The sequence below is a fragment of the Nocardiopsis alba DSM 43377 genome (assembly GCF_000341225.1).
GTDB lineage: Bacteria > Actinomycetota > Actinomycetes > Streptosporangiales > Streptosporangiaceae > Nocardiopsis > Nocardiopsis alba.
The window spans coordinates 38,214-57,247 of record NZ_ANAC01000003.1 but is presented as its reverse complement, the minus strand read 5'-3'; the positions used below and the strand labels follow the sequence as shown (position 1 = coordinate 57,247).

The following is a 19,034-nucleotide window of genomic DNA, read 5'->3' as shown; positions in this document are numbered from 1 at the left end:
GGACCACCATCCATGCCCCAGGACCGACGCCTCCTCGTCATCGACGCGGTCGGCCTCACCCCGCGCCTGCTCGAACACGCGCCCCGGCTGAGCGCCCTGGCCGACCGAGGGACCCGGGCCACCCTGGAGACCGTGCTGCCCGCCGTCACCTGCACCGTCCAGTCCACCTTCCTGACCGGAGCCCCGCCGGCCCGGCACGGGGCCGTCGCCAACGGCTGGTACTTCCGGGACCTGGGCGAGGTCCACCTGTGGCGCCAGCACAACCGGCTGGTCGGCGGCGAGAAGGTGTGGGAGACCGCCCGCCGCCATCGCCCGGACTTTCGCACCGCCAACGTGTGCTGGTGGTACGCCATGGGCGCCACCACCGACTGGACCATCACCCCGCGCCCCGTCTACCACGCGGACGGCCGCAAGTCCCCCGACTGCTACACCCGGCCGGTCGCACTGCACGACGAACTGACCGCGGAACTGGGCCCCTTTCCGCTCTTCCACTACTGGGGGCCGACCGCGTCGATCCGCTCCACCGAATGGATCGTGGCCGCCACCCGTCGTCTCCTCCCCAGGGCCGACCTGACCCTGTGCTACGTCCCCCACCTCGACTACGACCTCCAGCGTTTCGGCCCCGACTCCGTACAGGCGCGCCGGGCCGTCCGCGACCTCGACGCCGCGCTCGCCCCACTGCTGGACGACGCCGAGGCGGCGGGCGTCACCGTCCTGGTGCTGAGCGAGTACGGCATCACCCCGGCCGACCGCCCCGTCCACGTCAACCGGGTGCTGCGCGAGGCCGGGCTGCTGGAGGTGTACACGCAGGAGGGCATGGAGTACCTCGACCCCTGGACCTCCCGCGCCTTCGCCGTCGCCGACCACCAGTGCGCCCACGTCTACGTCGACGACCCGGCGGACCTGCCCGAGGTCGCACGACTCCTGTCCGAGGTGGAGGGTGTGGACCTGGTCCTGGACCGGCGGGCCCAGGCCGACCACGGCCTCGACCACGAACGCTCCGGAGAACTGGTGCTGTTCGCCGACCCCGGAGCCTGGTTCACCTACTACCACTGGCTGGACGACGACCGCGCCCCCGACTTCGCGCGCGGCGTCGACATCCACCGCAAGCCCGGATACGACCCGGCCGAACTGTTCCTGGACCCCGCGGACCGACTCGTGCGGCTGCGCGCGGCGTCCGGACTCGTCCGCAAGAAGGTCGGGCTCCGTTACGCGATGAACGTCGTCCCCCTCGACCCGAGCTGTGTGCGGGGCACCCACGGACGCCCGCACACCGACCCCGAGGACGGTCCCGTCCTCCTGTGCACGGACCCGGACCTGGCCCGGGACCGTTTCGCGGCCACCGAGGTCCGCGACCTGATGCTCGACCTCGTCGGTGTGCCGGCACCGGCGAGGTCGACCCCGCTGTGAGCCCCCGGCCCCGCCCCCGACCCCAGGAGGAACCCCGATGACCCGACCGGTCACCCTCTTCACCGGCCAGTGGGCCGACCTGCCCTTCGAGAAGGTGTGCGAACTCGCCTCCTCCTGGGGCTACGACGGCCTGGAGATCGCCTGCTGGGGCGACCACCTCGACGTGACCCGGGCCGCCGTGGACGACGCCTACGTGCGAGAACGCCGAGAGATCCTCGAACGGCACGGCCTGGGCGTGTGGGCGATCTCGAACCACCTGCTCGGCCAGGCCGTGTGCGACGACCCGATCGACCACCGGCACCGGGACATCCTGCCCGCCCGGGTCTGGGGCGACGGAGAGCCGGAGGGCGTGCGGCGGCGCGCCGCCGAGGAGATGAGGACGACGGCGCGCGCGGCCGCCCGGATGGGCGTGTCCACGGTGGTGGGCTTCACGGGCTCGGCCAACTGGAAGTACGTGGCGATGTTCCCTCCGGTGGACGAGGACATCGTCCGGGCCGGCTACCGCGACTTCGCCGACCGATGGAACCCGATCCTGGACGTGTTCGACGAGGTCGGCGTCCGCTTCGCCCATGAGGTGCACCCCTCGGAGATCGCCTACGACTACTGGTCGACCGCGGCGACCCTGGAGGCGATCGGGCACCGGGAGGCCTTCGGGCTGAACTGGGACCCCAGCCACATGGTGTGGCAGGACATCGACCCGGCCGGCTTCCTGTGGGACTTCCGCGACCGGATCTACCACGTGGACTGCAAGGACGCCCGTAAACGCGTGGGCGACGGCCGCAGCGGACGCCTGGGCTCCCACCTCCCCTGGGGGGACCCACGCCGGGGCTGGGACTTCGTCTCCGTCGGACGGGGCGATGTGCCCTGGGAGTCCTGCTTCCGGACCCTGAACTCGATCGGCTACGCGGGACCGATCTCCATCGAATGGGAGGACGCCGGCATGGACCGGCTCACCGGGGCCGCCGAGGCGGTCCGGTTCGTACGGGCCAACGCCTTCGACCCGCCCTCGGCCTCCTTCGACTCGGCCTTCTCCTCACGGTGACCGGCCGTAGGTGAGGAGGAAAAAAGGGGGCGGGCCCGTCATGGGCCCGCCCCCCTTTCGTGTTCCGCCCCTCCCCCGGCGCGATGTCCGCATCCGGCCACCATCGACCGCCACCACCACTGACCTGACCCGGCGAGCGGCCCCACCCTCGCCGGGCCCCGCGTCCCCCCTGACCAGGACGCCAAGGCCCGAGAAGACCGCACAGAATCAGAACGAAGTGCCCCGACGCCACGCGCGAAGCCACCGCGATCCCCATATGGGACAGCGTTCGACACCACCGAAAGGAGGCGGAGAAAGGACTACCCCGGCCTCTACATCGAGGAGGTCGAAGACATCGATGGGATCCTGCAAGACGTCTCCGCCGGGGTTCCGAAAAGCCACTGGTGGTGGCGCCCACCCGCACAACAGGGCATGGGTGAGAAGGAGATCGGACAGCACCTCGAATACGTCCACTGGGACGGACTTTGAAAGACCGACCCAGCACCAGAACAGGTCGCTCTGGAACGGAGAACCCCGATTTGAAGATGGAGCCGGCGTCTCTGGACAAGAGCGAAGACCTCTCCGACATCAAACACTTCTTTCAGGCATACCTGCACCAGGACTGGACGATCGACGGAAACACCCTTGAAGAGGTCTTCGAGAACAACCACGGACTCGAAGGCATACGCGAGGGGATCGGAGCCGGTGCTCGGATACTGATCGACTCGGACCTCACCGAGCACCGACCGGGAATACTCCTCGTCCGCCACTGGAGCGCCGGATACGAACCAGAGGACGAGGATCTCGGGACCTGGCGGGGGATCTTGAAGGAGATCGTGCGGCTCTGTGATGCCTACGACCGACCGTGAACGACCAGGTCGGATATCAGCGAGACCCCTACCTTCGCGGAGGCGATGAGGCCGGGCGCGATGACGACCCGGTGGCGAGAGTCATCGCCGGCGAGCCGACTTCACGCACCCGACCGTTCCGTCATACCCCTCTGAGAGCCTTCCCCCGGAACGAACACGAGCCCCAACGTCCCGACACCTTCATTCCGCATCGATGGCCGCATCCGGCCACCATTCACCTCCACCACACCGATGACCTGGAATAACAAGGGACTTCACTCGTCGGAGTCCGAATACTCACACGGAACCGGAGCTCCACGGCCAGAGAAGACCACACAGAATCAGAACCGAGCACGCCGATGGCGCGACTGAACACACGAGGCCATCCGAACGTTGAAAAGGCAGAGCGGTGAAGTTCGAGTTCATCGAGGACGAGAGTTCAGAGCACCGGCACACGGCCACCGGCCATGAGGGAGCGCAGGAGACCGAAGACGAACAGCCCATGCCGCTCTCTCCCTCCGCTCTCATCGCGGCGGCCTCGGAGCGCCTTCTCAGCAGGACCTTCACCGACGTCCACCGGGCCCGCGCCTCGCTGAACCGGATGCAGTACGCCGTTCAGGCGTCCCCGTCCTGGACGGAATCCACTTTCGAGAGCACCAGCCCCGAGCCGGAGCCGGCGACGTTCCGCCCCTCGGCCTTCGGCCCTCGCCCCCAGGAGGACGGGTCTTGAGTAGTTGGTCCATCGATCCCCCACAGGTGAGCGCGATCCTCACCGAGACCCTCGGCCTCATCGGCGAGGAGGGCGGCACCGACGGACTGGTCGGCGACATGGACACCATCGCCACCACCGCCGAGACCGTGAGCGAGATGGCGGACAGCGTCCCCATCAGCATCGCCCTGAGCGAGTTCTGCGGCCACTACTTCGAGGTGATGGGCGAGATGGCCGCCAAGACGTTGAGCGGGGTCGAGGGCGCCGGAGACGCCACCACCGCCTACGTCAACGGCAACCTCGAGATGGCGGCCGAGGCCCAGAGCAACGCGGGGGTCGTCCCTCCCCCCGATTCCCCGCCTCCCCCGCCGCCCAACATCTGACCCCTCCTGACCTCGTCCCCCACCCCCGCCAGGAGCCCCCCGCATGACCGGCATCCTCGATGTGCCCGCGCCCCTCCAGGACTGCGACGGCCTCATCGACCCCTCAGCGTTCCCCATCCCCACCACCGACCACGTCGAACTCCGCAACCAGGCCTCCGCCCTGCGCAAGGCGGGGAAGGGCGTGGCGGAGACCGGAGAGGACATCGTCTCCACCTGGGGCGGTCTCTCCGCCTGCTACACCGCACCCGAATCAGAGGATCTCCTGGGCGCGCTGGCCCCGGTCTCCGCCAACGGGAGCGATGTCGAGAGCGGGACCGACCGGGCGGCGGGGGCCTTGGAGGACTTCGCCGACGAGGTCCGCGAGATCAAGATGGAATGGAACGACCTGAGGAATCGGGCCGCCGCCTTCCGAGAGCGCATGCTGAGTGAGGAGGACTGGAAGAAGTCCGACCACTGGTTCACCAGTACGAGCTCCAACGTCGAGAAGAGCAACGCCTACCGGGACGAGGCCCTGGCTCTGATCAAGTGGTACGAGAGAGCCCAACGTATCTGCGCCAACACGATCAGCCGGGGGATCGTCGGGAGGACCGTGTTCGTCCGCGGCTCCTCCAGTCAGGCCACGACGAACCCCGACGCCTTCGTCTTCGACACGATCGACACCGACGCCGACATCCCCTCCGTGTGGGGCGAGCCGGGCACCGCGGACCAGTACTGGCATCAGGACGCGCTCGACGCGGTGTGGGACTTCGGCGTGGACGCGGTCCAGGGCACCGGAGCCATGCTGGGCATGCACTCCTCCGAGGGCTGGTTCGAGATGTCCTGGGGGGACGCCCTCAAGGAGTACCACTGGGACAACCTCACGTCGGCCGCCTCCCTCATCGGGATGTACGACGCCGAAACCGACTCCCTGGGCTGGTCCGGCACCGACACCATCCATGGGGCCTGGCGGGACCTGGCGCACTCGGTGGTGCCCTGGGAGGAGTGGGGCGACCGTCCCGGATACGTGATCGGCACCGCCGCGTTGAACGTCGTCGGCCTGGTCGGCGGAGCCGCGCTCACCGCCACCGGTGTGGGCGCTGTGGTGGGCGTGCCCCTGATGGCCTGGCGCGGCATGTCCATCGTGGACGGGATGGGAGGCTCCGGCAGCCGGGGCGGCAGCGGCGACGGTGTGGAAACGAACATCTCCTCGCCATCGATGAACCTGCCGAACTTCGGCGGCAACGGCTCCCCGGTCGCGAACCTGAACTTCGACTCCTCCGACCTCAGCGGATTCGACCCCCGGCAGGTCTCCGAGATCGGCGCTTCCCTGGAGCGGCTGTACAACAGCCAACAGAGCAGCGGGACCGGCTCCGGTGAGACGGCGGGCGGTGGACGCCCGTCCCCCTCCAGACCCATCGGACAGGATCGTTCCGAGACATCGGGACCGGAACGTCGCCCCGCGGAGGACCCTCGGGTCGACGACATGCTCACCTTCGAGGACATCGTCAACCACCCGGACAACGCCGCCCTGGGAGACCGGCTCCGATCCGAGAACCAGATGGAGCTCGACGAGGTCGACCGGGACAACAAGACCCGGTCGAACGACACCCCGGCCTCTGACGAGGGCACCTGGACCGCCCGCGAGATCATCGACGGCCCCGAAGGCGACCGCTCCCGTGTCCTCACTCCAGCGGGCGGCGGCCACAACGACACCTTCGACGCCTCCGCGGCGAACAAGCCACCGTCCTCCCCACTCCACGCCCGCGCCGACGGCATCGACGGCACCGGCAGCGGTCGGGGCCCGGGCAACGAGGCCTCCGACAACAACCGCGGCGGCGACCACGGCGCGAACATGAGCGACCGCTCCCCCACCGCCCACAACCAGGACGGCACCGGCCATCGAGCTTCGAGTCACGGCGAAGAAAAAATCGGACCACCCACCAGCCCGGAGTCAGCCGACAGAGCGAACGGGAGCACCCCTCCAAGCACCCGCACCTCGGGAGATTCACCCGGAAGCGGGAACGGCGATGCTCCCCACTCTCCAGATATATCCAACCCTCTGGACCCGGATCTGGGGAAAAAGCTCGAGAAAGCCGACAAACTTGAGAACCGCCTTCGAGATGCGATGTCGGACGAGGCGATCCTCAAGCTACGTGGAGAAAACCCGCGCGATGGGGACCAGTGGCAACGCCTGGCCACCACCGTGAACGCCGACCTGATCGGCGGGTCGAAAGTCGACAAGATCCTCCATCCGAAGGCTGTCGAATTCGCCCTCGAAGGATCATCCAACCCCCGACAATTTGCATATAGGTACGAGTACTACAAGGCGACATTCAACGAAACAGTTGAAAACGCCATGGAGAGCCAGAAGATCACCAAGAAACAGGCAAGGCAGCCCGTCAAGGACATGATGATCGAGAATCATGATCTACTGGAAACACGCATGGCCGCAGATCGGGAAGTCGTCCTGAATGAGCGTGGAACAACGACCACGAGAGTCGATCCCAACCAGCCTCTCAAAAACCTTGTACAGGAAGTACGAGAAGAAGCGGGCAATATCAGCATGGGGGATCCAAACTCGACCGCCTATCACGCCAGAAAACACTACAAAGAACTCCCAGAATCCGAAATAACAATACCACCCACAGGAAGAGGGATCGCGGCAGAATTTTCGCAGAGATCAGTCAAAGACTATCTAGACAGCCTGGAAGCGACACTACAAAGTGGAAAATTGATCGAAGAGAGCATATCTGAAGATGGATCCCGAAGGATGGTATTTGAGCGCTCGACAGATAAAAATGGAGACATTCTCAAAGATCCCAATGACAAACAGTACACCATCAAAGCGCGCTTGATCGTTGCACCGGACGGCCGAGTCCTGGTGCCCACATTTGGTAGGATGTAGCATCCAGCAAAAGAGGAACGATGCGCAAACACCAAGCCATCAAAGACAACATGGGCAAGATAATAAGCGCATTAAACAAGGAGAGCATAGACAAGGGGGCTAAAATAGGGAGAATACTAGATGCCCTAGTCCCATTAAGCCGAGAGATCAAGAGAAACAGCATCAAAGATGAGCACACGGAAGCATTCAAAAGGGAGCTTTCCAAGCTTATCTCCACCGACCCCAACAGAGTCGGCCTTTACCTCTACCTCGCCAGGTGCTCTAACTATGCAGAGCTTGGAAGACTCGGTGGCTTCAAGGTCGCCTGCGAAATGAGATCCACACTAGAAGTATTCACTGAAGAATTCATGATCTGGAGTGAATCACAGAGGGAAGATTTTCACGACCTCTACATCGAGGAGATCGAAGACATCGATGAAATCCTGAAAGACGTCTCCGATGAGGCGCCACCCATCAGGGAAAAAGAAATCCCTGCTTGGGTTCCGGAAAGTCACTGGTGGTGGCGCTCTCCCGTACAACAGGACATGAGCGAGGAAGAAATAAGGCAACGCCTTGAATACGTTCATTGGGACGGTCTGTAGATCCGATGGAGAATAGAAGAACACCTGAAGAACGCGCGATGGAGAAGCTGCTCTCCGACCCTGGGTTGGTACAGCGCCACTTGGATCGCGACCTGTCCCAGGTATCAGAACTCGATCGTCCGGGTGTCACAGTTGATCCCGCCATGGATCAGTTCGACCTGGTTCGGGCTCTGCGCTCGAGCTCTCAGCAGCTACAGTTCGACTCCCCCATCGTCGCTGCCACACAGAGCAAGCGTAGGCTACACGAACTACCTGTGGAAGAACGCGTAGCCGATATCTCCGTGAGGGCCTACCTGAATTCGGCTTCGGTTACTGTCCGTGAAGGATCTCTGATAGATGACCAACTGAGGTCGGACGGCACTCGAATCTTGCTTTTCCAGCGCCATCCAAGCGAAACATCGACCGTCTCTGTAAACCTGGCGGTAGAAGTAAAAGTAGAGACCGATGGCCGATCCTACTTCGAATCCTACGGCTGGCCCATCTTTCTTCGTGAACCAGTTCACCTCTTTGGGGGAACGGCTGATGAACTGTCAGATCAGGCCCTTTCCGACCTGAGCGATGATGGCGTACCGATAGATCGACCGCTACTTCTACTGTGGGGCGCCAGACTTCAGGAGAGCGAATCAAATATAAGCGACCAGCTGAGGATCCGCTTGGCGGAGTACGCCGTAGCCCGGGCAGATGAGATCAGGGTTTACCTCTCACGTACCCAGACTTACACCTCCGCCCCCATGGAACACTGGTGGTACTCGGCCTGCCTGTATCGGTCGGCTCTGGAAAATCTGTTTGAAATTTATCTAGGGGGCCTGACTTTCTCTCTGGTGGACGTCGAGGACATCGAAGCCCTGGACGAAGCACTGCGCGAGGTACTCCCCCACGCTCATGGGTTCCCTGAAGTGGCGCCCAGAAAAATCCCGGAAGGTCACTGGTGGTGGAATCTGGCCACTTCTCCAGCGAGATGAACCCGAGCGAGGGCGAACACCTCGCCGACATCAAACGCGCGTTCGAGACATTCTTCCACCAGGACTGGACAATCGAAGGGAGCACCCTCGAAGAGGTCTTCGAGAATAACTATAGACTGGAGGGGTGCGAGACGGGGCAAGAGATGGAGCACAGAAACTAATCGACTCAAGCCTCACCAATCGCCAACTAGACGATCTAATTTTCGGGCACTGAGATGCGGGATATGAGCCCGAGGCAGAAGATCTTGAAGACTGGCGAGAGGCGCTGAGGGAGATCATGCGGCTCTGCGATGAATATAAAAAGATGGATGAATTTGGAAGTAAGGTCACTCCACCCCCAGAGCACCCATGAGAACCACCTGGCACCCCGCCTCTACCACCTGAGCAGAGTCCCGGATGCCTGAATTCATCTCTCGCCACGATGCGAGCCTCTCCGCATACCGATCAAAGATCAAGGAGAGCAACGAAACAAGGAGTGAGCAGGTAGACCTCCTCGAACTCAACTCCTCCGTAACTCACCTTGTTCTGGCTTCAGTACGTCTCGATGCATACATGAACCTGGCCATGGATCCTGCATCCCACAAGGCTGAAACATGGGAATCCTGGACAACATTCTCGGAAGTCGCGGAGGCAGTATTCGCAATAAGCCAGACCCCAGAAGGAAAGAAAATAAAGAGGGTGATCAATGGAAAAGAGAGGATCTTGGAGGGAACTGGCCCTTCATACTCGGCGAACGCCAAAAACTGGCTTGATGCGTTCTTCCTCGCGCTTACCTGCCGCGATCAAGACCGAGCCTCTTTTCTTTGCAAAGTTCCGGTGGCAAGCATGCGCGAAGCGGCCGACGCAGGCGGAGCCAGGTACCATGAATTCATCTACCCTTGGATCTCAGCCCTTCAAGACTACATTCTTGATCGCCCTCAGCTCACCGAAAATCTTATTGGCTCATTTCAACTATCCTCCCCAAGCGGAAGCGGACCTCAGGGGCGAGAATTTCTTGATAGCATCGCCTTCCCTCAGATCAATGCATTCTACAGGATAATCGAACATAACACCGAAGACTTCAACAGAGCCCTCGCTCAAGGTTTCCAAAAATTTCACTCTTACCAGACAGCAACAGAGGAGCGAAAAAGGACCTCAACGGAGTGATACCCCTAGGGCTTCTCAGGATCTCATGCCTGGCTTTCGACATAAGCGCCCGGGTTCCCGACTTCAACCCCGGGTTCAACTCCGACTACCTCCCCGAGAACATTCTCTCCCGAACCTGGGAAAGGCGCTCTCTATCCTAGTACCGAGCCATGATCTCTCTCATCGAGCAGAACCCGACCACGAAGAGGATTCAAGGGAAGACCGAGAATTCTATTCCGATCTTCTTGAAACGAAACCACAGAGTGTCGATCTGATGGTGAGTGCGTTCGGCTCCGACACCATCTACAGCACCGTGGCCGACCCCGAAGTGGACCTGGTCTCCACTTGGGAGGCCTGGGTCACGGAAATGCAGATGCAGTACGCGATGTTCAAGATCACCACCAACCCCGAGGGCACCCCTCTGGAGCTGATGATCAACCGGAAGCTCCGCCACACCACCGCCATCGGCCCCTGGTACTGCACCAATGTCGGTAACTGGCTGCAAGCGTTCTTCCTCGCCGTCGTCTGCCGCGAACAACAGCGCTACCGCGACCTCTGCGAGATCCCCGTCGACCTCCTACGCGAAGCGGGAGAGTCGGAGGGAACGCGCTACAACCCCTCCTCCTACCACTGGGCCGCCGCTCTCCAGGACTTCGTCCTCAACCGGCCCGGCCTGGCCGAGAACCTCACCGCGGCAATGGAACTGTCCACCCCGGAGCGGGCCGAGATCAGTGACCCCGAGTACCTGAACAAGATCACCTTCCCCCCGATGAACACCTTCCTCCGCCTCGTCCAACGCGACAGCGACCGATACAACCAGGCCTTGGCCCAAGGGCTCGCCCTGCACGGCGACTACTGGACCACCGGAGACCGGATCAACGACATCAAAGGGATGTTCTCTCTCCCCCTGCTCGCTCTGGCCTGCCTGGGATACGACACCGCAGAACAAGACCCCGACTTCCACTTCGATGTCGAATCCGGCTACCTCCCCAAGCATCTGCTCGAGAACTCCTGGTACGGAGAATTCCCCACTTGACCCGCCCCTTCCCCCTTTTCGGAGGCATCTTTTGAGCCGTGACGTGATCGCCGTGTTGGCGGAGAGCCCCGGCCGCCGTTCGCTTTTGGAGGCCCTCGCGGCGGCCGACCCCGCTCTGCGGGTCCGGTTGATCGCGGAGGGCACCGTGGTGCAGTTGCGGGACGATTCCGGTCGGCTGGTCATGGCGGTGCAGGCCGCGCAGCGGAACGCCGTCGCCACCGAGATCGATCGCTTGTTGGGCGAGGGGTTCACCGACGATCTGCCCGCCCAGCCGTGGTGGGTGGAGGCTCGTGGCGGTGAGTTGGAGGACGTCGACACGCTCGCCCTGGTCCGCCGGTTCGCCCACCATCTGGTCGGGGCGCACGGCGGGAGGGTGTGGGAGCCCGAGTCGCGTCTGTCCAGGGATCCCTGGCTGCTCGGGGGCACCGACCATCCCGCGGTGAGCACGGTGACCGGGAAGAACGTGGTCCTGGTGCAGGACCGTCCGGTGGTGTCGTTCTCCGGTTGGACGGTGGACGCGCTGGCCCGCTTCGGTCGGGAGGGGCTCGGTCTGCAATTGGTGACCCCGTCCACGAGCGCCCTGACGCACGCCCTGCGCGGGATCCTGAGCGACCCGAACGCCACCTGGGTGGTGCGCGCGGCGGACGGCCACCACTACGACGGGTTCAACGGTCTGCCTCTGGTGTGGCGGGACGAGGAGGGGTACGTCCCGGATCCGTCGACGCGGGCGGAGGAGGGGCCGCATCCGGATTTCCGGGCCGCGGAGGAGCATCTCGGCGGTGTTCTGTTGCACGTGGATCTACGCGTGGACCATCCGGTCCATGACGCGCTGGTGGTCGGTGAGGCCACCGAGCTGTTGACCGAGCGTCTGGCCGGGGCCGCGCCGGCGGTGTGGGGTCTGGCGGAGCCGTTCGCCTACGAGTGGGACACGGCTTCGGTGACCGCCCTGGCCCGTGATCGGATGCCACAGGAGAGCACGGTGGGGTTCGGCGGGATCCCGGGGAGCGGGCGGCCGTTCGCGGGACGGTTGCGGTTCTCGCGTACGGCGTCGGGGGTGCGCGAGCACGTCGCTCTCACCGTGGGGCACACGGAGGAACCCGACCTGGACGTCCTGGAACCCCTGGTCCGGGAGTTGGTCGACCGTGACGGGCTGTCGTCCATGACGGTGCGGCGTGCTCTGGGCCGCGCCGATCTGCTCTACCCGCCGAAGTGGGCGGGGGTCCCGGTCCCCATCGGGTCGGCCGTGGGAACCGAGGGGGTGCTCGCGGCGGGGCGGGAGCGCGCCTTGACCGGGCCGGTGAAGGGCGTGCCGTTCGGTCCGCCGATGACCCCGACGGTCTGGTATCGGATCGGGGACGGGGTGGAGCCGGACGCTTGGCACCGGTTCCAGGCCCTGGTCGAGCATCTGAGGCCCGCGCCCTCGCGGCGGAGGTGAGGTCGGCGGGTCACATCATGGGGGCGATGACGACGCGGTAGTGGGAGCCGTCGGCGGTGGCCACGTCGTGGCGGAAGTCGTTGACCCGGTTGACCGAGCGCTGCACGGCGTCGCTCTGGAAGGCGGTGGTGTCCACGGTGGGCAGGACCTCGCGGAGGGCGTGGACCGCCTCGTCGACGGACAGGGCCGTGCCGCGGTGTTCGGGGGTGATGCGGCGGCCGTCGTCGGTGAGTCGACTGATGGCGATCCGGAACATGCCGGTCTCCCTGGGATGGCTGGGGGGTGGTCACCCGCATTCTCCCCCATACCCGCCGGGGTGGAAAGGCCGATGGTCCCTTCCACCCTTACCGCGGGTGGGCCCTGCGGGCCCTTAGACCTCCAGGGTCCGCTCGATCTCTCCCAGCCGTTCACGGGCCGAGGCCAGGTCGCCTCCGGAACGCTCCAGGACCAGGTAGAGGAAGAGGTCGCGCTTGGTGGGCGCGGTGACGGGCCGGATGACGTGGTACTGCCCGGACAGGGTGATGAGCATGTCCTCGATCCGGTGGGCGGCCTCTGATTCGTCCAGGGCTCCGGCCTTGGCCCGGATGACCTCGGTGTTCGCGGCCAGGGCGGCCGTGAGGTCGAAGGAGTCGTTGGAGGTGAGCGTTCCCAGGGGCAGACCGCTGTCGTGGTCGACCACCGCCGCCCCCATGGCCCCCTCGATCCGCATCATCTCGCGGAGCCCGATCTCGATATTGGGCATGTCCCTCTTCTCTCCTCGGTCGGACCGATGCCCGAGGCCGATCGGCGCGGTGGCCTCGTGATCGGGGCCCGGGGGGCGAGGGAGCGTCTCACGTGACCGTCATCGCCGGGCGCACTCCGGCCACGGCCAGGGATCGCAGGCCGGTGAGGACCCGTTCCAGGACGGGTCGGTCCACACGGCTCTTGGCCCTGACGCGGGGGTGCCCGCCCCGGCCTCTGCGGGGCGGCCTCCCGTGGTCCCGGGTGGGCAGCTCGGTGTTGTCGGCCAAGTGTCTCAGGCGCCGAAGGGCGAGGGCGACGTCCCCTTCTTCACGTTCGACGCGGACCTGTACGCAGTAGCGGGAGCCGCGCATGACGGCGAACAGGAGATGGTGGTCGCCTTCGGTGATCATCACGTCCTCGACGGCCTGGGCGACGCACAGAGGGCCTCGGTCGATGGCCCGAAGCATCGCGGCCGTGCCCGTCGCCCCCTCGGATTCGCCGAGGTGCTCCAGGACACGGCCGCTCCGCCAGTCGAGGAGGCAGACACCGCTCACACCCGGGGTCCGGAACATCTGTCGCATCTGGTGATCGATGGCGTACACGGGGTTCCTTCGCGAAGACGGGACCGCCCCCGTCGGCGCACGGGCGGATCGGACGACATCCCTGAGGACACCACGAGAATAGGCGCACTCGCACCCTTCCGCAGACTTTTCCCGTATTCATCGCTCACCAGCGGTTTGACCTGCCCATTCCTGGAAAGGGTAGTAAGTCGATTTTCGGTCCGCCCTCTTCTCCTGCGTGTACGGTGCCGTGCCTCAGAGCCAGGAGACCCGGGAGTCCTCCAGGCCGTACCGGGCGGCGACGATCTGTACGCGCCCCTCCGCCACGGATCCTCCGATCTCGTCGTCCTCCCGGAGGAGGTCGGCGATGTGCTGAGCGTTGGCCCTCACACAGTCGTCGAGGAAGTCCTCACCGTCGTCGGGGGTGGACTCCACGACCTCCAGGATCTCGGCGACCAGTCCTCCGACGTGTCCATGCGGGAGTTCGCCGGTCCGGTGCGCCTCGACCGCGGCGTCGACCGCGCCACAGCTCTGGTGGCCCATGACGACGATCAGGGGCGTGCTCAGGTGTTCGACGGCGTAGGCGATGCTGCCGAGGACGGATCCGTCGAGGACCTGTCCCGCGGAGCGGATGGTGAACAGGTCACCGAGTCCGCGGTCGAAGACCAGTTCCGGGGGCACCCGTGAGTCGGCGCAGCCGAGAACGACGGCGAAGGGGTTCTGGCCGCCGACCATCTCCTCCCGGCGACCTCTCCCCTCGTTCGGGTGGGAGGAGGCGTGACGTCTCCAGCGCCGGTTGCCCTCCTTGAGCAGGCGCAACGCTTCCGCCGGGGTTCGTACGGAGGGCGCGCCGGGGATGGGGTCGGCCCAGGCCGAGGTGGGGAAAGCGGTCACGGCGGCGGCGCCGACGCCGCCGAGAAGGGATGCCTTGAGAGCACCCCTACGACTCATGGCCATGAGGATCTCTTTTTCCGTTTCACGAAAATCAATGGCTTTCAGCGGCAAAGCCCGAAAAAGCTACTCCTGTGTCCTGTGTGCCAACAAGGGGGATTAACGGTCCCCTAACGCGCGACGGCCGATTGCGGCACAGGCGAACTTCGCGATCATGGATATATCGATATAAAAGAGACAAAAAACAGCGCCCCGCCGCCCCGTCTCCACCCCGAGGAGACCCGCCGACCCGCCGAACTTCCCCTTGTGGACCCTCGGGTCTATGCTGTATTACCTACCGACCGTTCGTTCAGTGAACGGATCCGGACACATGACACATCCGGGAGGAACGCGTCCCCGCACGTCCCGCTCCCGCCGCAAGGTAGGTTCGACAACCGTGGCCCGAACTTCCGCACCAGAACAGTCCACGGCCCGCTCCACGGGAAGGCGCCGGTCAGGCCGGCCGGGACACGACGCCGACTCCGTACTGCGCGTGGCCGCCCGCGTCTTCAACGAGCGCGGGTACGACGGCACGAGCATGGAGGACCTGGCCCGCGCCCTCGGCGTGACCAAGTCCGCGATCTACCACCATGTCTCCGGCAAGACCGAGCTCCTGCGCCAGTCCCTCGAACTGGCCATGGACGCCCTCTTCGCCGTCACTCGGGAGGAGGGGTCGACCACCGGTCCGGCGATCGACCGGCTCGAACACGTGATGCGCGGCAGCGTCCGGGTCCTGGTGGAGGAGCTTCCGCACGTGACCCTGCTCCTGCGCGTACGGGGCAACACCGAGGTGGAGAAGCGGGCCCTGGAGCGCCGCCGCCGGTTCGACCACCTGATCGCCGACCTGGTCCGCGAGGGCGTGGTCGACGGCGATATCCGCGACGACGTGGACCCCGCGGTCGCCTCCAGGCTTCTGTTCGGCATGGTCAACTCGATCGTCGAGTGGTACAAGCCCGACCGGGGACTGGGCTGTGAGGAGATCGCCGACACCCTGACCCGCATCGCCTTCGAGGGCATGCGCTCGTCCCGGACGCGGAACGAGGCCGGAGACCACCCCGGCCCGTGACCGTCTCCTCGCCCACCGCGAGCAAGGAAGACCCTTTTCGGCCGGAACGGGACCATAAAAGGCCGATGGCCACAAAAGGTCATGTGAAAACGGGCGTTCCCCCTGGTGAAGGACCACTTTCGTCTCTACGATCCATGGACGGAGGTCACTTTTGTGACCTGTGACATAGAGAGTAGAGAACGTGGCCGATCTTCTCCCCCAGGACTGGCTGACCCCCGCGATCGCCTACACCGTCTCGGCGATCGGTTCCTTCCTCGGGCTGTCCTTCGCCTCACGGGCACGCCGGGCGAGCGGTCTCTTCCGCCTCCAGTGGCTGGCCCTGGCCTCGTTGGCCCTCGGCGGCATGGGCGTGTGGTCCATGCACTTCATCGCCATGCTCGGCTACAGCGTCCCCGGGACGGTCATCCGGTACGACGCCCTGCTGACCGTGATCAGCGGTCTGGTCCCGATTCTCGTCATGGGCGCGGCCCTGTACCTGGTGATCCGGTTCCGGGGCGCCGTCCGGCTGCTCTCCGGCGGGGTCCTGCTGGGACTCGGGATCGTCTCCATGCACTACACCGGCATGGCGTCGATGAATCTGCACGGGGACCTGCACCACGACCCCGTTCCCGTGGCCGTCTCCGCCGTGATCGCCGTGTTCGCGGCCACCGCCGTACTGTGGGGGGCGCGTCGGCTGAGCCACTACGGCGCGATCGCGCTCGCGTCCCTGTTGTTGGCGCTGACCATCACCGCCGTGCACTACACCGGGATGAGCGGGGTGTACGTCACCGAACCGCACGTGGAAACGGTCGGCCCGCCCGACGGGTTGAAGGCGCTCGACCTGTTGCTCCCGATGATCATCGGGCTGTTCGTCCTCCTGCTGATCTGTAGCCTGCTCCTCCTGTTGAGCGACTCCGAGGACGAGTCCCGCGATCCCGCGCGCCGAGGTTCGCGCGAGCCCGAACCCACCACCGCGGCCGCGTCTCGGGGCGAGTACGCGCCCAGGCACAGCGCCGTGAACACGACCACGCCTCCCGCCACCGACGACGTGTGGTCGCGGACCCGTTGACCGGCGGGGTCGGGTCCGGAGAAAAACCGGTGGCGCGCCCGGCCCCGTCCCATCTAGTGTCGACCGAACCGAGCCCGGGATCGCCGGGCGAACGAACGACCGGAGAGGAGCACACGATGCCCGTTCTCGTGTCCACCCCCCACCAGAGTCCTTCCTTCGCCACCGGCGAGTCCTGAGCCGCCGCCCCGTTCCTTCGAGGATCCGGCGGCCACGACTCGCGACGCACAGAAAAGCGACGACGTGAGTCACCACGAATACGGTTCCACCCTGCCCGAGAACCGGACCCTTCACCCTCTGGCCCCTCTGGGCTGGAACACCCGAACGGCCGAGGCCTTCGACGCCCTGGCCGACGCGCACGAACTCCGCCCGGCCCGGGTCACCGAGGCCCGACGCGGTTCGGTGGGCGTCGCCATGCCCGAGGCCGCCACCGCCGACCTGTCACCGCGGGTCCGCAAGGCCGCCGAGACCGACCGATCCACCTCTCCCACCAGCGGCGACTGGGTCGCCCTTCGACGCTCCGGCGACTCTTGGACGGTCGAGGCCGTCCTGGAACGTTCCGGAACCCTGGTCCGCCAGGGCGTGGCCAAGGACTCCCACGACCAGGTCCTGGCCGCCAACATCGACGGGGTCCTCATCTGCGAGGCCGCCGATCAGGGCCCCAACGTGGGCCGCCTGGAACGCTTCCTCAGCCTCGCCTGGGCCAGTGGCGCCGCCCCGGTCGTGGCCGTCACCAAGTCCGAACTCGCCGGGGAACGACTGCCCGAGGTCGTCGAGCTGGTCGAGGCCGTCACCATGGGACCCGACGTGTACGCGGTGAGCGCGCACACCGGCGACGGGCTGGCGGAGTTGGCCGAACGGCTGCTCCCCGGTCGTACCTGGGTGCTGTTGGGCACCTCGGGCGCCGGGAAGTCCAGCCTGCTCAACGCCCTGGCCGGTCACGAGGTGATGGACACCGGAGCGATCCGCCACGACCGTCGGGGACGGCACACCACCACCCACCGTCGGCTCGTCCCGATGCCCGGCGGCTCCCTGTTCCTGGACATCCCCGGCGTCCGCCGGATCGACGTGCCCGGGGGCGAGGAGGGGGTGGATCGCACCTTCTCCGACATCAACGCCCTGGTGGACCTGTGCCGCTTCCGGGACTGTTCGCATCGGAACGAGCCCGGCTGCGCGGTGAACAGGGCCGTCGACGAGGGAGAACTCGACGCGTCCCGGCTGGAGCGCTGGTTCAGGCTCCGGCGCGAGGCCGAGTGGAACCGGACCCGCAACGACGTCCGCCTGCGCGCCGAGCGCAAGCGGGAGTGGAAGAAGCTCACCCGTCAGGGCCGTGAGAGCGCCCGGCACAAGCGCGGCGGCCTGTAGAGCGCGCCTGTCCGGGCCTCGCCTCAGAGGCCGAAGGCCCGGCGGGCGTTCTCGGCGACGATCGTCGCGAGTCCGTCCTCGTCCATCCCCTTGACCTCGGCGATCGTGCGCAGTGTGATCGGGATCAGGTAGGGGGCGTTGGGGCGTCCCCGGTAGGGCTTGGGTGTGAGGAAGGGCGCGTCGGTCTCCACCAGGATCAGCTCGGCCGGGGCCGCCGCGGCCGCCTCGCGCAGGGATTCGGCGCTGGCGAAGGTGACGTTGCCGGCGAAGCTCATGAAGTAGCCCCGTTCGGCGCAGACGCGGGCCATGTCGGCGTCTCCGGAGAAGCAGTGGAAGACCACCCGTTCGGGGGCGCCCTCCTCCTCCAGGATCCGCAGGACGTCCTCGTGCGCCTCGCGATCGTGGATCATCAGCGCCTTGCCGTGTCTCTTGGCGATGGCGATGTGGCGGCGGAAGGAGTCCTCCTGGGCCCGGGCGCCCTCGGGACCGGTCCGGAAGGTGTCCATCCCGGTCTCGCCGATCGCGACGACCTGGTCCAGACCCGCCAGCGCGTCGATCTCGGCGAGTTCCTTCTCCAGGGCCTCGATCCCTCCGGCGGGGCGGGCCTTGCCCGTCCAGTCGGTGTCGTCGGCCTCCACACCCTCGGCGCCGTCCCCGTGGACGACGCGGGGGGCCTCGTTGGGGTGCAGCGCGACCGCGGCCCAGACCTTTCCGGGGTGGACGGCGGCGATCTCGGCCGCCCAGCGCGAGGAGGGCAGGTCCACCCCGACCTGGATCAGCGGGGTCACCCCCACGGCCTCGGCCGCGGCGATGATCTCCTCCACCTCGGGGGTCTGCATGTCCATGTGGGTGTGGCTGTCGGCCACCCGCACCCGCAGTGCCTCGGGCGCCGGTGGCGGCGTCTGCGCGTTGCGCTTCTCGACCGCCTTGCCACTGCGCTTGCCCACGTGT

19 protein-coding genes are annotated in these 19,034 nt (G+C 65.8%); 14 read left to right on the top strand and 5 right to left on the bottom strand.

Translation table 11 applies throughout. The features are described 5' to 3' along the window. Positions 1-12 precede the first annotated feature (12 nt). From D451_RS0102655 to D451_RS0102600, 11 genes are all read left to right on the top strand, one after another. Complete coding sequence (locus D451_RS0102655; RefSeq protein WP_014911392.1) at positions 13-1,410, top strand: alkaline phosphatase family protein; 1,398 nt, start codon at positions 13-15, stop codon at positions 1,408-1,410. Between the two features lie 37 nt (positions 1,411-1,447). Then, the gene (locus D451_RS0102650) at positions 1,448-2,452 is read left to right on the top strand and encodes a sugar phosphate isomerase/epimerase family protein (protein WP_017533324.1); all 1,005 of its coding nucleotides are present in this window, start codon (positions 1,448-1,450) and stop codon (positions 2,450-2,452) included. A gap of 524 nt (positions 2,453-2,976) precedes the next feature. Beyond that, entirely contained in the window at positions 2,977-3,300 is a 324-nt protein-coding gene (locus D451_RS0102645) for a contact-dependent growth inhibition system immunity protein (protein ID WP_394296794.1), read from the top strand. Positions 3,301-3,688: 388 nt separating this feature from the next. Next, positions 3,689-4,009 carry a hypothetical protein gene (locus D451_RS0102635; RefSeq protein WP_017533321.1) on the top strand — a complete coding sequence of 107 codons (321 nt, stop codon included), beginning with the start codon at positions 3,689-3,691 and terminating at the stop codon, positions 4,007-4,009. After that, positions 4,006-4,371 (top strand): DUF6507 family protein, encoded by a 366-nt coding sequence (locus tag D451_RS0102630; RefSeq protein WP_014912911.1) that lies wholly within the window; start codon positions 4,006-4,008, stop codon positions 4,369-4,371. The genes D451_RS0102635 and D451_RS0102630 overlap by 4 nt, the downstream gene beginning before the upstream one ends. A 43-nt stretch (positions 4,372-4,414) precedes the next feature. After that, positions 4,415-7,255: a hypothetical protein gene (locus tag D451_RS27005; protein ID WP_017533320.1), complete on the top strand. Its 2,841-nt coding sequence runs from the start codon at positions 4,415-4,417 to the stop codon at positions 7,253-7,255. A gap of 20 nt (positions 7,256-7,275) precedes the next feature. Further along, on the top strand, positions 7,276-7,836 hold the full coding sequence (locus D451_RS27785; protein WP_152472778.1) for a hypothetical protein: 561 nt from the start codon (positions 7,276-7,278) through the stop codon (positions 7,834-7,836). A 38-nt stretch (positions 7,837-7,874) separates the two neighbouring features. Continuing rightward, positions 7,875-8,798: a hypothetical protein gene (locus tag D451_RS27780; RefSeq protein WP_152472776.1), complete on the top strand. Its 924-nt coding sequence runs from the start codon at positions 7,875-7,877 to the stop codon at positions 8,796-8,798. A 396-nt stretch (positions 8,799-9,194) separates the two neighbouring features. Continuing rightward, positions 9,195-9,944, top strand: a complete 750-nt coding sequence (locus tag D451_RS27175) for an immunity 49 family protein (protein WP_081616044.1) — start codon at positions 9,195-9,197, stop codon at positions 9,942-9,944. A gap of 253 nt (positions 9,945-10,197) precedes the next feature. Next, positions 10,198-10,959 (top strand): immunity 49 family protein, encoded by a 762-nt coding sequence (locus D451_RS0102605; RefSeq protein ID WP_017533316.1) that lies wholly within the window; start codon positions 10,198-10,200, stop codon positions 10,957-10,959. A gap of 31 nt (positions 10,960-10,990) precedes the next feature. After that, entirely contained in the window at positions 10,991-12,394 is a 1,404-nt protein-coding gene (locus D451_RS0102600) for a DUF6177 family protein (protein WP_017533315.1), read from the top strand. A 10-nt stretch (positions 12,395-12,404) separates the two neighbouring features. On the opposite strand, the gene D451_RS0102595 is transcribed toward D451_RS0102600, so the two are convergent. From D451_RS0102595 to D451_RS0102580, 4 genes are all read right to left on the bottom strand, one after another. Further along, positions 12,405-12,650 (bottom strand): hypothetical protein, encoded by a 246-nt coding sequence (locus D451_RS0102595; RefSeq protein WP_014912897.1) that lies wholly within the window; start codon positions 12,648-12,650, stop codon positions 12,405-12,407. A gap of 114 nt (positions 12,651-12,764) precedes the next feature. Beyond that, positions 12,765-13,136, bottom strand: a complete 372-nt coding sequence (locus D451_RS0102590) for a hypothetical protein (RefSeq protein ID WP_014913133.1) — start codon at positions 13,134-13,136, stop codon at positions 12,765-12,767. Positions 13,137-13,224: 88 nt separating this feature from the next. Beyond that, positions 13,225-13,719: a hypothetical protein gene (locus D451_RS0102585; RefSeq protein WP_014912905.1), complete on the bottom strand. Its 495-nt coding sequence runs from the start codon at positions 13,717-13,719 to the stop codon at positions 13,225-13,227. Positions 13,720-13,932: 213 nt separating this feature from the next. Beyond that, the gene (locus D451_RS0102580; RefSeq protein WP_026124767.1) at positions 13,933-14,634 is read right to left on the bottom strand and encodes a carbonic anhydrase; all 702 of its coding nucleotides are present in this window, start codon (positions 14,632-14,634) and stop codon (positions 13,933-13,935) included. Positions 14,635-15,100: 466 nt separating this feature from the next. Here D451_RS0102580 and D451_RS0102575 point away from each other — a divergent pair, with 466 nt between their 5' ends. From D451_RS0102575 to rsgA, 3 genes are all read left to right on the top strand, one after another. Continuing rightward, complete coding sequence (locus tag D451_RS0102575; protein WP_017533313.1) at positions 15,101-15,673, top strand: TetR/AcrR family transcriptional regulator; 573 nt, start codon at positions 15,101-15,103, stop codon at positions 15,671-15,673. 181 nt (positions 15,674-15,854) lie between these two features. After that, positions 15,855-16,721, top strand: a complete 867-nt coding sequence (locus tag D451_RS0102570; protein ID WP_017533312.1) for an MHYT domain-containing protein — start codon at positions 15,855-15,857, stop codon at positions 16,719-16,721. 240 nt (positions 16,722-16,961) lie between these two features. Further along, positions 16,962-18,083, top strand: coding sequence for a ribosome small subunit-dependent GTPase A (gene rsgA / locus D451_RS0102560; protein WP_017533310.1), 1,122 nt, complete (start codon positions 16,962-16,964; stop codon positions 18,081-18,083). Between the two features lie 23 nt (positions 18,084-18,106). Here rsgA and D451_RS0102555 read toward each other — a convergent pair whose 3' ends face one another. Beyond that, positions 18,107-19,030: a TatD family hydrolase gene (locus D451_RS0102555; protein ID WP_017533309.1), complete on the bottom strand. Its 924-nt coding sequence runs from the start codon at positions 19,028-19,030 to the stop codon at positions 18,107-18,109. Positions 19,031-19,034: the final 4 nt, after the last annotated feature.

Coding starts and splice junctions, on each gene's coding strand:
- D451_RS0102655 (WP_014911392.1), top strand. CDS start 13: ATGCCCCAGGACCGACGCCTCCTCGTCATCGACGCGGTCGGCCTCACC.
- D451_RS0102650 (WP_017533324.1), top strand. CDS start 1,448: ATGACCCGACCGGTCACCCTCTTCACCGGCCAGTGGGCCGACCTGCCC.
- D451_RS0102645 (WP_394296794.1), top strand. CDS start 2,977: ATGGAGCCGGCGTCTCTGGACAAGAGCGAAGACCTCTCCGACATCAAA.
- D451_RS27005 (WP_017533320.1), top strand. CDS start 4,415: ATGACCGGCATCCTCGATGTGCCCGCGCCCCTCCAGGACTGCGACGGC.
- D451_RS27785 (WP_152472778.1), top strand. CDS start 7,276: ATGCGCAAACACCAAGCCATCAAAGACAACATGGGCAAGATAATAAGC.
- D451_RS27780 (WP_152472776.1), top strand. CDS start 7,875: ATGGAGAAGCTGCTCTCCGACCCTGGGTTGGTACAGCGCCACTTGGAT.
- D451_RS27175 (WP_081616044.1), top strand. CDS start 9,195: ATGCCTGAATTCATCTCTCGCCACGATGCGAGCCTCTCCGCATACCGA.
- D451_RS0102605 (WP_017533316.1), top strand. CDS start 10,198: ATGGTGAGTGCGTTCGGCTCCGACACCATCTACAGCACCGTGGCCGAC.
- D451_RS0102595 (WP_014912897.1), bottom strand. CDS start 12,650: ATGTTCCGGATCGCCATCAGTCGACTCACCGACGACGGCCGCCGCATC.
- D451_RS0102590 (WP_014913133.1), bottom strand. CDS start 13,136: ATGCCCAATATCGAGATCGGGCTCCGCGAGATGATGCGGATCGAGGGG.
- D451_RS0102580 (WP_026124767.1), bottom strand. CDS start 14,634: ATGGCCATGAGTCGTAGGGGTGCTCTCAAGGCATCCCTTCTCGGCGGC.